A 14,333-nucleotide genomic window follows, 5' to 3' on the forward strand; every position below is an offset into this window, starting at 1 on the left:
GGCCTACACGCTGGGCCAAAAGCTGGCCGCAGTAGAAGTCATTCCTTTGGTTCCCATATCAACCCATGACGAACAACTACAAGCTGAGACACAGTAGGAGGCCGTATTGGACATCAATCAAATCTTCATCGGCCACCACTCACTAGGTCTCATTAGCCCACGGGGAACGCTCTCGCAGATACCCGGCTTCAATGGGCGGTACAGCCAGTATGTCAGGCGGGCGATAGACAACATCCGACGGATGGAGGGGCTGGAACTACCGGAGATGCTCGAGCCAGATAATGGATTGGGGACATGGACCCCCCTGCAAGCCTTGGCGGTACTGACCTATGGCCCCAGCTCTCACCTGAACGTGGAGCTGATAGCGGAAATCGAACGGCTGTCTGGGCAAGTATTGCCACGAGAGGAACGGCAGAGCCGCCATGAGGCCGCGTTTTACGTGAAGCACTTGGCCCCTCTGTTTGCTGCTTTTGAAGCACAGCAGCCGGGTTTGCAAACAGAGGTAACGCCGCAGTTCGCTTGCGGCCCATACCGGGTCGATTTTCGCGTAGATATGCGGTGGTTCGACCGGGATGGGCATTATTTCGACAAGCCGATCCGGCAGGAAGCGTACTTGCTGGAGTTTGACGAAGCCTATCATCTGGAGCCAGCGAACCGCCAAGCAGACCACCAGCGTGATGCCTACATCGAGCAGCAGACGGGCCTCAGACCGCTCAGGATTCGCCATGAGGAGCAAGAGCTGTGGGCTACCATTTGCCGGACTCAGGGACGCATCCTAAGCGTGGAGGAGTACCTGCAAGGGCTGCTGGGGGCGATGGCAGAGCCGGGCGATAGCCGACATTTCGACATCACACGGGAGTCTGCCCAGAGTGCTTATACCTGCGATCCCGCCGGGTATCTGCGATATCCAGCTCAGCCGGGACGAGACCTAAAAGCGATTGCAGAGCGGCTTGGCTGGCAGTTGAGTCAGAGGCATAGCGGTAATCTGGCCTATCACCGTCTAACCCCGCCGCGAGTGACGGCCAATCGACACATTTTGGGGTGATGTATCTGGTTAGTTTGAGTCTCATCGACACATCCAGCAGCGTGTTCATGGGCTTTTCGGCGGTATGTGTCTGGTGTTCCAGCTGTTCCAGCCCGATATATATACCCGTTTAGTTACTCAGACACTTATCTATTTACTGCACCGAGGGGGGAACCTACCAGCCATCCGAAGGAGCAAGATCAAGAAGATTGCAACGATCTTGCCCGGTTGGTTGCCCTGAAAAAACTATCCCAAACTCCACCAGCTTAAGGAAAACGAGCAGGCAACATTCAGACCCAACGCCGGTATAAGCCAGATGAGACCAACACCATAGGAGAACCCCATGGAATACATCACATCTGGCCCCTTGTCGGGAGCCATCCAGCAAGGAGCAGGCGTATGAATGAGCAGCAAGGAAACCCGTTACTGAAAGCGTTGGAGGCGGCACTGCTGGCAGCCTTGGGCGTCCTCATTAAGGAGGCCGTTAACTCGATGCAGACACCGCCGCCCCCGCCGAAGGAGCCGGACGCTCAATAGACCATGCCTGTGTGACAGACCGGAAGCCCCCCGGCAACCCCTGTCACACGGGTTGGTTTTCGAGTTTTGACACGTTTTTCTTGCAGGGTCTTGAACCTATTGGAGGCCATCATGGCAATCATCGGGTATGCCCGTGTCTCGACCACGGGGCAATCGCTGGAGCAGCAACTGATAGCTCTGGCGGAGTGTGAAAAAGTTTTTCATGAGCAGGTCAGCGGTAGCAAGACGGATAGGCCGCAACTACAGGCAATGCTCGAGTTCGCCCGGTCTGGGGACGTGCTAAAAGTCACCAAGCTGGATCGTCTGGCCCGGAACACCCGGCACTTGCTGGAGATCACAGACCAGCTACACGCCAAAGGGGTAACATTACAGATCCAGAATCTGGGCATCGACACGGCCACTCCGACAGGCAAGCTGATGCTGACGATGATCGGAGCCATCGCCACGTTCGAGCGGGAAATCATGCTGGAGCGTCAGGCGGAAGGGATCGCCTTGGCGAAGGCCAAAGGGGTCTACAAGGGCCGGAAGCCGACAGCGATGGAGAAGCGGGACGAAGTGCTGCATCTTCTATCGCAAGGCATCGCTAAAGCATCAGTGGCAAAGCGGTTGGGTATCAGCGTGTCGAGTGTCCATCGTATCAGTACAGCATCATGACCTATACGAGTGGGGAACAAATGGAACAAGAAGTAGATGACAGCCTTCACTCTTCGCATTCTTCTTTCCGGGAAAAATTGCTAGAGCATCTGTTCATTGCGGAGCTACTCAAGAAATCTTGGAAAACAGGGCGTTGTGACATCGAGGTGGCAAAGTCTGAGGTGGATAGTAAAGGGTATGACCTCATCGTTGAAGCTGAGGGGATCTTACGGCATATTCAACTGAAGTCGACTAAGCTGGGCGGAAAAGCTGCCAATCAGAAAATCCACCAATCGTTGTCTTCAAAACCATCTGGATGTGTTGTGTGGATGTTCTTTGATGATGTGTCACTGCAAGTAGACCATTATCTATTCTTTGGCGGGGCTCCGGGTGAAAAATTACCTTCTCTCGGGGATAAAGTTGCCAAGCACACCAAGGGAAATGCAGATGGTAAAAAGCTTGAACGCCCGATGATCAGACAATTGCCGAAGGGGAGCTTTACCAGAGTAGACACATTCGAACAGCTGTATGAAAGGCTGTTTGTACTATAAATGTGGTACAGATAAGTGGTACAGAAGTAAGATTTGCATCTATGATTATCGCAATGAAATCAGCGGGTTACTGAGTGGCAGATAGTATCGAGGGTTCGAATCCCTCCCTCACCGCCAAATTGCAAAAAACCGACCTGATGGTCGGTTTTTTTGCTTTGGGGAAGCATTTTCCGCTCATGTGGAAGAGGAAGGGGGGAGCGCCCTCGTCGGGTTCAAGCAGAGCAGTTTGCCGGGATGAACGGCCGCAGGCCGCCCCGAAGGGGTGAGCCACGCAGTGGCGAATCATCCCTCCCTCACCGCCAAATAAAACAAAAGGCCCCGTCGAAAGACGGGGCCTTTTGTTTTATCCGACGACGGGCGGCTCGGTTCGGGCCCAGGTTCGAGAGGCGGGCAGGATAGCCCGCATGGATGACCAGAGGCCGCCCGCAGGGCGAGCGCGAGTCGCTCCTGACCCATCCTCAGATGTCAGAACCGGCCAGATGGTCGGTTTTTTGCTTTGGGGAAGCATTTTCCGCTCATGTGGAAGAGGAAGGGGGGAGCGCCCTCGCCGGGTTCGAGCAGAGCAGCTTGCCGGGATAAACGGCCGCAGGCCGCCCCGAAGGGGTGAGCCACGCAGGGGTGAATCATCCCGCCCATACAATCTGATCATGCCTGTGATGGGGGTGGCTCGCAGGCGAAGCGGAGATTCCGCTGGTCTGGTTTGGGGAAGCAGCGTGAAGGTAGAGATAAACTCCGCCACGCGCAATATGTTGCATTCATGCCAGTCATTTATGCTGCATGTGCAAGGTTTAATGGGCAAATGCATTGATTGCGCAACTTGTTGCGTCATGGCGCCGGTGCGCGAATCGGTTTTATATTCAACTAATTGTTTTAAAACAAAAAAATGTCTTGGCATGGTCACTGCTAACGGATTCGGACGAGTGTCATAACCGTTCAACCATCAGGAGCAATTCCATGCCAACTCCATGTTATATCAGCATCGAAGGTCAAACCCAAGGCAACATCACTGCCGGTGCTTTCACCTCCGATTCCGTCGGCAACATCTTCGTGCAGGGCCATGAAGACGAGATGCTGGTACAAGAGTTCCAGCACGTCGTCACCGTGCCGACCGATCCGCAATCCGGTCAGCCTGCCGGTCAGCGTGTCCACAAGCCGTTCAAGTTCACCGTTGCCCTGAACAAGGCCGTGCCGCTGATGTACAACTCCCTGGCCTCCGGCGAGATGCTGCCGAAAGTGACCCTGAAGTGGTACCGCACCTCCGTCGAGGGCAAGCAGGAGCACTTCTTCAGCACTGTGCTGACCGATGCCACCATCGTCGACATCGACTGCCAGATGCCCCACTGCCAGGACCCGACGAAGTCCGACTTCACCCAGCTGATCCAGGTCTCCATGGCCTACCGCAAGATCGACTGGGAGCACACCGTTGCCGGCACCTCTGGTGCGGATGACTGGCGCGCGCCGATCGAAGCGTAATTCCGAGCCAAAGGGCACTGCTTGCGGTGCCCTTTTATTGTCTCTGCAAGGACAACCTGCCCGGAGACCGTATTTCCGATTTTTCAACCCACGCATTTTTTCTTCTGTCCGTTTGCCTGGTGTGAGCGGGTGCAAGAAAAAATCCGAGTTTACGTCTTGCCGCACGCCGTCAAGGGCGTGCGGCAGCCATGGTGAAAGAAAAATCCAGGCGATGGCGAAGCTCTCACACGGCTTGATGTGCCCCACCTGATGGGGCCGCACGATATTTCAGGGGCGCGCAGCGATGGCAGACAGCACAGGATTACAATTTACCGTCAAGGTGGGGGCCCTGCCCGAGAGCACCTTTGTGGTGGCCGAATTTGCGCTGGATGAAGCGCTCAACCGGCCGTTCAACCTGCGCCTTGAGCTGGCCAGTGCCCAGCCCGACATCGACGTTGGCGTCGTGCTGGACCAGCCGTGCGAGCTCTTGGTGTGGTACAGCGGCGAGTTGCAGCGCCGGGTGTGCGGGGTGGTCAGTGACTTCGCGCAAGGCGACAGCGGCTTTCGCCGTACCCGCTATCAGCTTATGGTGCAGCCAGCGCTGTGGCGGCTGTCACTTCGCCACAACTCCCGCATCTTTCAGGCACAAAAGCCCGATGAAATCCTCTCCATCCTGTTGCAAGAGCACGGCATCACCGATTACGCCTTTGCTCTCAAAAACGAGCACGCCAAGCGGGAATACTGCGTTCAGTACCGGGAAACCGACCTCGATTTCGTGAACCGCCTCGCCGCCGAAGAAGGGATGTTCTACTTCCACGAGTTTGAAGCGGGCAAGCACCGCATCGTGTTTGCCGATGACGCAGCCGCCCTGACCGCTGGCCCCGAGCTCTTCTTCAACCTCGGCAACCGCTCGCTCGAGCAGGGGCCCTATGTGCGCCAGTTCCACTACCGCGAGGCGGTACGCCCCTCGGATGTGGGGCTCAAGGACTACAGCTTCAAGACCCCGGCTTATGGTCTCTCCCACAAAAAGGTGGGAGCGGAGCTGACCCACCAGCGCGATACCTACCAGCACTTCGATTTTCCGGGTCGCTACAAAGCGGACCCGAGCGGCAAGGCGTTTGCCCAGCACCGGCTCGATGCGCTGCGCAGCGATGCCGTGGCGGGCCAGGCTAAGTCCAACTGCGCCGCCTTGCAGCCGGGGCAGAGCTTCTCGCTCACCGAACATCCCAACGGTAGCCTCAACACCGACTGGCAAATCGTGCGCATCCAGCACACCGGCTTGCAGCCACAGGCGCTGGAAGAGGAGGGGGGCAGCGGCCCCACCGTCTACCACAACGAGTTCGGGGTGGTGAAAGCCAGCACCACCTGGCGAGCGCGCATCGGCAGCCCGGAAGTCCCTCATAAGCCGATGGTGGATGGCCCGCAAATTGCCATGGTGGTGGGCCCCGACGGTGAGGAGATTTACTGCGACGAGCATGGCCGGGTGAAGCTGCAATTCCCGTGGGACCGCTATGGTTCGAGCAACGACCAGAGCTCCTGCTGGGTGCGAGTCTCGCAAGGCTGGGCTGGCGGTCAGTACGGCATGATGGCCATCCCGCGCATCGGCCACGAGGTCATCGTGAGCTTTCTGGAAGGGGACCCGGACCAGCCCATCGTGACCGGTCGCACTTTCCACGCTACCAACCGGCCGCCGTATGAGCTGCCTGCCAACAAGACCCGCACCGTGCTGCGCACCGAAACCCACCAGGGGGAGGGTTTCAACGAACTGCGCTTTGAAGACCAGGCGGGGCAGGAAGAGATTAACATCCACGGTCAGAAAGACCTGAACGTGCTGATAGAGAACGATGCCGCCTGGCACATCAAACACGACGAACACAGGGACATCGACAGTGAGCGGGTGACCCGCATCAAGGCCAATGATCACCTCACTGTGAACGGTGAAAAACGGGATCACATCAAGGCCGACTATTCACTCGGCGTTGACACCTCCATGCACCAAAAACTGGGTGACAGCTGGCTGACACAGGCCGGGCAGGAAGTGCACGTCAAAGCCGGTGCCAAGGTGGTGCTGGAGGCGGGCTCAGACATTACCGTCAAGGTCGGCGGCTGCTTCATCAAGGTCGATGGCGGTGGTGTGACCCTGGTGGGGCCCACCATCAAGATGAACTCGGGCGGCAGCCCGGGGGCCGGCTCGGGATGGGGCGGCAAGTCACCATTGGGTCCTCTGGGTGTCAGTGTTCCCCCCAAACCCAAGGTACCGCTCACGCCTGCCCAACTGGCCACCATGAAGAGTGCCGCCCCTTTCTGTGAAGAGTGTGAAAAATGCAAGGAGGGTGGCTGTGAGATTTGAGAGCACGCCGCTGGAAGCGTGGATACAGAGGCAATCAGCCCCTCTTTATGCCGTGCTGGCGGGGGCCAGCGATGCGGCTCCCTTGCAGCACTACTACCAGCTCGATGGCCGCGAAACGCCACGCGGGCTCTATCTCGGCACCCCTTATGAGGACTGGCATCCCGTCATGCCCTATCTGGTTGCGCTCGACAAGGAGAGCCCCTTTATCGAGTGGGCGCAGGGCGCCGAGGCGAGAGACTGGGGCTGGATAGTGGCGAGCGAGCAGCCTGTCGATGCCCTCTATGCCCATCTGCAGGGGCTGACCCAGATCTGGCACCAGGGGGAGGCGGTCTTCTTCCGTTACTGGGATGGCGTGTATCTGAAGCGCATTCTGGTCCAGCTGGGAGAGGATTTCACCGCCCTGCTGCCTGGAGTGAACGGGATCTGGGTCGGAGGGGACGGCTTCGAGTGGACTTCATCAGAAGCCGAAGTACCACGCGCATTCCCCTGGTGGGTGCTGCCCCCCGCCATTGCCGCGACCTTGGCGAGACAGGATCCCGCCCCTCTTATCAACAACCTGATGCAGCAGTTGGCGGATCACAACGGTCAGCTCTACTGGGCGTTTCCCGAGGCGAACCTGCGCTGCAAGGTCGCCCGCTTTGTTTCCCGTCATCCATCCCCCGATATCGATCTGTTTCCGGCGCTGGAAGCGGCGCTGATCAATGAGGTTCAAGCATGAGCAATGTCGGCCAGGCCGTCTTCAACGAAGTGATCGCCGATTATCGCAACGTCCTGAGTGCCTATCGCAAGGATGCCGAGAGTTTCTTCCTGGGTGACATGCTCAGCATGGACATGGAGCAGACCATCAAGGTGGGCGACAAGACCATCACGGCATCGTCCGGCAGCAAGAAGGCGCAGTCCGTGGTGACGCAGTGCCCGCTAAGCGGCACGCTGCGTCTGGTTCATCTGTTCGAATCCGTCAGGTTTATTCCCATCGGCAATACCCCATACAAGGTGGAGGCGGGGAAACTGGTGCGCGGACGTTTTGTCAGCGAGGCGGTAGCCAAGGAGGGAACCCTGGATGCCAAGGGCATTGCCGAGGTTGGTAAGCTGACCCCGGGCAAGTCCTATCGGGTGACCTTCTACCCCAATGTGAAGAAGAGCGATCTGGATACGCTGTTTGCCTCTTATGCCCCGGTTCAAAAAGACCTGGAGGCATGGCTTACCAAGGAGTGGAACAGTGAGCACAAGGTTGCCTGGGCTCGTTACAGCGGTACTGGTGGCGGGTTTGGCAGCCATGCTCTTGCGGCAGCAAGCGGTATCGGCAAGGCACTGGTCGGGGTGTGGGACGATCTTAAAACCATCTACAACCTGCTGGCCGATCCGGTAGGCAATGCCAAAAAGCTGGCCGAGTTCGGGGTGGACGCAGCGGCCATGGCCAAGGCCGGGGCCTCCCAGATGGAAGCTGCCATGCTGGTACTGCAAGATGAGGCGCTGCTTTATCTTTATGCCTATGCCCTGGTGTGCTGGGTCAAGATGTTGCCCCCGGATCAGCAGACCGAGTTTGGTGCTCAGGTGATTTCGTCGGTACTGATTGACGTGATCATCGGGGTGGTGCTGACCGGCGGGGCAGGCCTGGCTGCACGCTATGGTGCCAAGGCTGCCACCATGGCCAAGAACAGTGACCGGGTCATGCGACTGGTCACTTCCCTGGTCGATCTCTCCAAAAAGCACAATTTGGCCCAGCACGCCCAGCAGGCGAAAAAGGTGCTGATCACCGGGGCTGCACCGTTGAGCCCGGCCAAAAAAGCGGATCTCAAGCTGGTCGATGGCAATGCCAACACGCTGGTGGAAAAAGGCACGGCGGCCAAACGCCGATTCCAGGGGCACACCGAGATCAAACAGGTGAACAAGACACCTGATGCCTCCAAGCAGGCAGTTACCCCGAATAACCGGCCCCATCAACCGGAAGCCAGCACCTGCAAGAACAACTGCCCGGTCTCCATGGTGACGGGGGAAGAGTTGCTGGCACTGCAAGATGGCGAACTGCCGGGCTTGCTTCCCTTTGTCTTCGGGCGCCTCTATCGCACCTCCGCCGTCGCGCAATCCTGCGGCATGGGGCTTGGCTGGACGCATGCCCTTGCGCACCGACTTGAACGTCACGGCGATACCCTGACTTGGTGGGATGAGGAGTCCCTGGCAACCGAACTGCCGTTGCCATCAGCCGCCAGACCCATGGTGACCAACCTGTTGTCGGAGGCGGCGGTCTACCTCGGTGACGAGGCTGATGAAGTGATCCTGGCCAAGGCTGGTTCGCCGTTCCTGCATTTTACCTGGCATGGCGAGATCGGGCGGCTGACCGGTTTTTCCGATCCCTACGGCAATCGACTGACAGTGCGTTCTGACCGTCAAGGGCGCCCCGCCTGGGTTGAAAATGAGGCTGGGCTGGCCCTTCGTCTCGCCTACGAGGGCGACCACATCATGGCGCTCGAGTTGCAGCGCTTTGATGGCATTGCCTGGCAGCCCCAGGTCACGCTGCAACGCTACCACTACGATGACCATGGTCACCTGGTGGCGGCCGAGAATGGGGCCGGGGAGGGCGAGCGTTATCGCTATCGTGATGATGGGGTCATTGTGGAGCGCCGTCTGGCTGGCGGTGCCGGTTTCTTCTGGGAGTGGGAAGGGGAAGGCAAGGCTGCCCGCGCCATCCGCCACTGGAGCGATGTGGCGGGTTTTGATGTCACCTATGGCTGGGATGATGACAAGGGCGAGGTGACGGTACTCAATGCCGATGGCAGTCAGGAGGTGTATCAGCACGACAGCCAGGCACGTCTTGTCCGCCAGCAGGATCCGGATGGTGCGATAACCGAGTTTGCCTACAACGGCAAGGGTCAGAAAGTACTGGCCCGTGATCCGCTGGGGGCCGAGACCCATTATCACTACGACGAAGAGGGGATGTTGGCCCTCGAAGTGGCTCCCGACGGCAGTCAGACTGCCTATCACTACTGGGATGGCCGGGTTCGCAAGGTAGTGCAGGGGGAGCGCGAATGGCGCTTTGAGCACAATCCGCAAGGGGATCTGATTGCCAGGCGGGATCCCCTGGGGAACGAAACCCGTTATGGCTATACCCCTCAGGGCAAGCTGTGCTCTGTGGTTCACCCGGACAGCACCCGCACCGAATTGGTGTGGAACCGCCTTGGCCAGCTGATCGAAGAAAAAGGGGTCGATGGCGGGATAAGCCGCTGGCGCTATGACGAGCGGGGCCGCCAGATCGTGCAGCAAGACCCGCGTGGCGCAATCACACGCTATGAATGGGACGCGGCAGATCGCCTCAGTGCCGTCCATCTGCCCGGGGGCGGCGTTCGCCGCTATGAGTACAACGCCTATGGCAAGGTCACGGCGCAGTGGGACGAGCTGGGTCGCGAGACACGTTTCGAATATCACCCCGGCCTGCATCTGGTGAGTCGGCGCATCAACCCCGATGGCAGCGAGCTCAAATACCGCTACGACAATACCAAGCTGTTCCTCAGCGAAATCGAGAACGAGCATGGTGAACAGCATCGTATCCATTACCATCCCAACGGGCTGGTAGCTCGGGAAACCGGCTTCGATGGTCGCACCACCGCCTACCGTTATGACCTCAACGGACGCCTGAGCGAAAAAGTGGAGTTCGGCAAGCAGGAGACCGAGCTGGTCACCCGCTATGAGCGCGACCCCATGGGGCGCTTGCTGAAAAAATCCCTGCCAGATGGTCGCGAGATCGTCTTCGAGTATGACGGCCATGGCCAGCTCATCCGGGTCGACGACGGTGCCTGGCCCCTGGCATTTGACTACGATGGTGCCGGTCATCTGGTGGCCGAGCATCAGGGGTGGGCCTCAAGCCATTTCCGATACGATGCCATGGGACGGTTGTCACACTGGCAACTGCCTGACGGCAACCGGCTTGGCTATCACTATCAGCACGGGGCGCTTGGCGGCATTGATCTCAACGGCGCCGAACTCACTCGCCACCAGGTGGTGGGTGGGCTTGAGCTGCGCAGGCAGCAAGGGGCACTGACCCAGCAGTACGAATATGACGAGCAGGGGCGCCTCTCGGCACTGCGTCTGCAGCGGGGCAAGCAGGTCGCCCGCGAGCGGCACTATGGCTATGACAGAACGGGCAACCTGCTGCGCATCGATGACAGCGTGCAGGGGGAGCAGCACTACCGCTACGATCCGCTGGACCGCTTGCTGGAGGTGCGGGGCGAGCTGACCGAGCGCTTCTTGCATGATCCGGCCGGCAACCTCCTGGGTGAACGTTCGGGTGGTCAGTTCGATGGGGCCCGCACCCAGGGGAACCGGCTGCTGTTGAGTGGCGATCGCCACTTCGAGTACGACGAATTTGGCCGATTGGCGCTGGAGCGGCGCGGCAAGGGCCAGCAACTGGTGACCCGCTATCACTACGACTGCCAGCACCAGCTGGTGAGGGCTGAACTGCCCGATGGCAGCACTGCCTGTTATGACTACGATGCCTTTGGTCGCCGCATTCGCAAGACGGTAAAGGGTGCAAAAGGCGAGCAGGTTACCGAATTCCTGTGGCAGGCCAACAACCTGATTGCCGAGAGCCACTATCTGCTCGGTAATGACAAGCATCGTACTGACGAGCAGTACCGCAGCTTTATCTATGAACCCGGCAGTTTCAAACCCCTGGCACAGCTGGAAGGGGAGGGGCAGAAGGCCGAGGTATTCCACTACCAGCTTGATCACCTGGGCACGCCCTTGGCACTGACCCGCACAAGCGGGGCCACCGCCTGGCAGGTGCGCTATCGAGCCTATGGTAATGTCTGGCGTGAAGAGATCGCTGAGGTGGCAACGCCCTTGCGTTTCCAGGGGCAGTATTATGATGCCGAGACGGGGCTTCACTACAACCGCCACCGCTACTACCAGCCCGGCACGGGTAGATTTATCACCCCTGACCCGATAGGCTTGGCTGGCGGGCTCAATAACTACCAGTATGCCCCCAACCCTACAGGCTGGGTGGATCCGCTAGGGTTAAGTAAAGTAAAAGCTGGATGTCAGCTTATATCAAAAGCAATATCCAAAACAGCGAAGGATGTTTCTGCCTCTTATCAAGGAAAGGATCCATACTTTGGTATCGATAGGTTAAAAGATATTTTGCTACCAAAGGGAACCAAATTAGCTCATATCACTTGGAAAGAAAAAGGGGGAATAACAGGTAATTATTTCACTACCCCAGAAGCCGTTGAAATTAGCCGTGCTAAAGATGGTCTTGTTAGCTCCAGAGCACTAAATCAAGGAGTTCAAGTGTATGCCGGGGATGGCAGGACAGAATACAAAAAGTTTGTTCAAATATTTGAAGTACATGAAGACATACCCATGGGAGGTGCTGCGACTGGACCCACTAAAGCGAACCCTCAGTTTAACCCTGGCAGATACCAGACACATAATCAATATTTTATACTTGATGAGTTCTTGTTGAAATTAAAACCTGTCGATGGCACATTGGAAATGATGAAGAATACAACAGCACCTGATGTTTCGAAAAAACTGGAAAGCTTGAGGCGGTCAAAAAAATGATTGCAATTAATAGAAGTGCATCTTCTGAAGAAAAGGATTACTATCACTTGCAGCCAGTCGTTGACTATCTTTTAAGTAAAGGGAATGTCTCTCACAATGATTTCTTATGGGGGAACAATAGAACAGGCTACTTTTGCCACTTGGAGAAGGACATAGACTTTGATGACCTATTGTCAGTTTTTGAGTTTCCCGACACGATTAAAATAAATAAAAATGAACAAACTATCGATTGCTTCACTACATATAGTGTAATTAAGGGGGGGGTGGGTAATAAATTGTAACTGGAAATAATATTGCTAACCTTTTAGGTGATGAATGCTATTATTTTCCATGAAAACACCATTAGTATTGGGTGGTGTATTCTCTACTCGTCATAGAAATTCAGTGACATAGATACTCTGGTATCTAAGCGTGAGGGTGTCTGATTTTCAATTGAACTCTACACAGCAGAACTTCTGAGTTTTAGAAAGGATGTAATATTGGTTTTTATAACTTGGCAATAAATTTAATTCTGTATCTCACCACATTAATAAATTTAACCAACTCAAAGCACTGTAATAAAACCTATGAAGAAACTCTTTCCAATATGCCTACTATTTATGCTTGTTGGTTGTGCCAACCAATTAAATTATTTATCTGATATCAAGTTACAAAATGCCGCCCAACAGGGTCAGGGCAAGGCGCAATATGAGCTGGCCAACCGTTTGGCAGCGAAGCCGGATTATCCTGAGGCGATGCGCTGGATGAAGCAGGCTGCCGATCAAGTCGGTCCGCTGGCGGCAGATGCCGATATTCGGGGCAAGGCTGCGCTACAGGTGGGAAGCTGGTATCAGGCGGGGTTGGGAGAGCCCAAAAATCCTGCACTGGCCAGGCAGTGGTGGCAGCGCTCCGCCAAGTTGAGCAATTCGGAGGCCAGCTATCAACTGGGTCAGGAGTGCCGGCAACGGCACAAGGGGAAGCTTACCAGTGAGTGTCTCGACTGGCTCGAGCATGCCGCCAAGCGGGATCATGGGAATGCCCAGCTGGTTCTGGGGCAGTGGTATACAGGTCAGGCGGGGCCGATGAAGAGGCCGTCAAGTGGCTGAAGAAAGCCGCTGAACAGGGTAATCGTGATGCTCAACTCCTGGAAAAAGGACAAGCAAGAAATGACGCGGTGCTGATGATGCGCAAGGAAGGATTGGCGCACTGGAAGAAGATATCGGGGTATCACCGTCGCTCACTGGCAGAGACAACGATGTATGGGTTCAAACAGTTGTTGTCAGGGAAAGTCAGTCTGCGTAACTACAACCGCCAAGTGGGAGAGGTAATGGCGTATGTCAGCGCCATAAACAAACCCAATACCCTGGGTCTGCCTGTCAGAAAGCCCCGAGTGTAACGGTCACTTGGGGCTGGGGCAGTTGTGGCTTGATGGTTGATTTGGTAAACAACGTCCCGTACTGGTGATATCAATGCTGACATAAATCAGAGAGCTAGGAAAAAATTGCATTTGACTTTTATAAGGGGCAGGGGGTTGCCGAAGAAAGCATGCCTAGTCATTTGAATGGAATTGACTACAGTCACGATGTGCGTGTTGAAACCCTCAACAGAGGTAAAAAAGTATATCAGTATCAATCACCAGGTGCCCCACAAGGTAATTACTATGCACTGCATTGCGGTGTAACGTCATCAGAGTTGGGTATTGGTAAGATGGGATAATAGGGCTAAAGGTACAATGGAACTTAAACTGAAAAAACAATATGTAGTTAATGAAAAAACTAAAGTGATTCGTTCTACCTCTAAGGCAATTGATGATACTTGGTCTGTTAGAGGTGTGAGTCAGTCATCTTCTGGTGGAGGCACCCAGCTCTTCACCACAGAGAAAAATATATTCGTAGAGAGTATTGAATAATGATTAATAAAGATGATTTTCAACAAATGGCTTTGAAAAACCGTTTTTTATTAGAGCAGTTTACAGATTTCAAAGAATTTTTTTTGTCATGGACCGCTTTGCTAAATAAGAATGGTGATAGCTATCTGATCGAGAATGATGGTCGGGAGGGGTGGTTGATTTTGTACTCAGAGAATTCTAATGGAGGATGGGATGAGGTGCAAAAGGTTGTTTCTCATAAGTTTCACAAAGATGACTACGTAAAGCAATGTGAATTATGGCTGTCTAGAATATAAAAATGTAAATGTTGTGGTGCATGCGATTTTGGGTGAGCCTTCGAATGGTTGCGGTTGTATATCAAAC

General features: G+C 55.7%; 11 protein-coding genes and 2 pseudogenes. All 13 read left to right on the plus strand.

Annotation, left to right across the window (positions count from 1 at the left end):
• Window positions 1–106: 106 nt before the first annotated feature.
• The 13 genes and pseudogenes from C3F36_RS20125 to C3F36_RS20180 all read left to right on the plus strand — a co-directional run bounded on the left by C3F36_RS20125 (window position 107) and on the right by C3F36_RS20180 (window position 14,266).
• A complete protein-coding gene (locus tag C3F36_RS20125) occupies window positions 107–1,045 on the plus strand; it encodes a hypothetical protein (protein ID WP_104455777.1) in 939 nt (312 codons plus the stop codon).
• A gap of 378 nt (window positions 1,046–1,423) precedes the next feature.
• Window positions 1,424–1,561 (plus strand): hypothetical protein, encoded by a 138-nt coding sequence (locus C3F36_RS23425; RefSeq protein WP_010674054.1) that lies wholly within the window; start codon window positions 1,424–1,426, stop codon window positions 1,559–1,561.
• Between the two features lie 111 nt (window positions 1,562–1,672).
• Window positions 1,673–2,215 carry a recombinase family protein gene (locus C3F36_RS20130; RefSeq protein ID WP_104456100.1) on the plus strand — a complete coding sequence of 181 codons (543 nt, stop codon included), beginning with the start codon at window positions 1,673–1,675 and terminating at the stop codon, window positions 2,213–2,215.
• Window positions 2,216–2,235: 20 nt separating this feature from the next.
• The gene (locus tag C3F36_RS20135; protein ID WP_049047471.1) at window positions 2,236–2,745 is read left to right on the plus strand and encodes a hypothetical protein; all 510 of its coding nucleotides are present in this window, start codon (window positions 2,236–2,238) and stop codon (window positions 2,743–2,745) included.
• A gap of 954 nt (window positions 2,746–3,699) precedes the next feature.
• Window positions 3,700–4,218, plus strand: a complete 519-nt coding sequence (gene hcp1, locus C3F36_RS20140; protein ID WP_104455778.1) for a type VI secretion system effector Hcp1 — start codon at window positions 3,700–3,702, stop codon at window positions 4,216–4,218.
• Between the two features lie 283 nt (window positions 4,219–4,501).
• Window positions 4,502–6,547, plus strand: coding sequence for a type VI secretion system Vgr family protein (locus C3F36_RS20145; protein WP_104455779.1), 2,046 nt, complete (start codon window positions 4,502–4,504; stop codon window positions 6,545–6,547).
• Window positions 6,537–7,265: a DUF4123 domain-containing protein gene (locus C3F36_RS20150; protein WP_104455780.1), complete on the plus strand. Its 729-nt coding sequence runs from the start codon at window positions 6,537–6,539 to the stop codon at window positions 7,263–7,265. Before C3F36_RS20145 ends, C3F36_RS20150 begins: the two co-directional genes overlap by 11 nt.
• Window positions 7,262–12,103, plus strand: coding sequence for an RHS repeat-associated core domain-containing protein (locus tag C3F36_RS20155; protein WP_233759676.1), 4,842 nt, complete (start codon window positions 7,262–7,264; stop codon window positions 12,101–12,103). Before C3F36_RS20150 ends, C3F36_RS20155 begins: the two co-directional genes overlap by 4 nt.
• A gap of 647 nt (window positions 12,104–12,750) precedes the next feature.
• Window positions 12,751–13,223 (plus strand): annotated as a pseudogene (locus C3F36_RS20165) (tetratricopeptide repeat protein); the annotation flags it as partial.
• Window positions 13,218–13,478: pseudogene (locus C3F36_RS23635) on the plus strand (IS5/IS1182 family transposase); the annotation flags it as partial. The pseudogenes C3F36_RS20165 and C3F36_RS23635, both read left to right, overlap by 6 nt.
• 104 nt (window positions 13,479–13,582) lie before the next feature.
• The gene (locus C3F36_RS24205) at window positions 13,583–13,798 is read left to right on the plus strand and encodes a polymorphic toxin type 46 domain-containing protein (protein ID WP_353933820.1); all 216 of its coding nucleotides are present in this window, start codon (window positions 13,583–13,585) and stop codon (window positions 13,796–13,798) included.
• A complete protein-coding gene (locus C3F36_RS24040) occupies window positions 13,782–13,991 on the plus strand; it encodes a polymorphic toxin type 46 domain-containing protein (RefSeq protein WP_267893433.1) in 210 nt (69 codons plus the stop codon). Before C3F36_RS24205 ends, C3F36_RS24040 begins: the two co-directional genes overlap by 17 nt.
• Window positions 13,991–14,266, plus strand: a complete 276-nt coding sequence (locus C3F36_RS20180) for a hypothetical protein (protein WP_104455784.1) — start codon at window positions 13,991–13,993, stop codon at window positions 14,264–14,266. Before C3F36_RS24040 ends, C3F36_RS20180 begins: the two co-directional genes overlap by 1 nt.
• Window positions 14,267–14,333: the final 67 nt, after the last annotated feature.

This window comes from Aeromonas sp. ASNIH2 (assembly GCF_002934795.1).
Taxonomy (GTDB): domain Bacteria; phylum Pseudomonadota; class Gammaproteobacteria; order Enterobacterales; family Aeromonadaceae; genus Aeromonas; species Aeromonas caviae.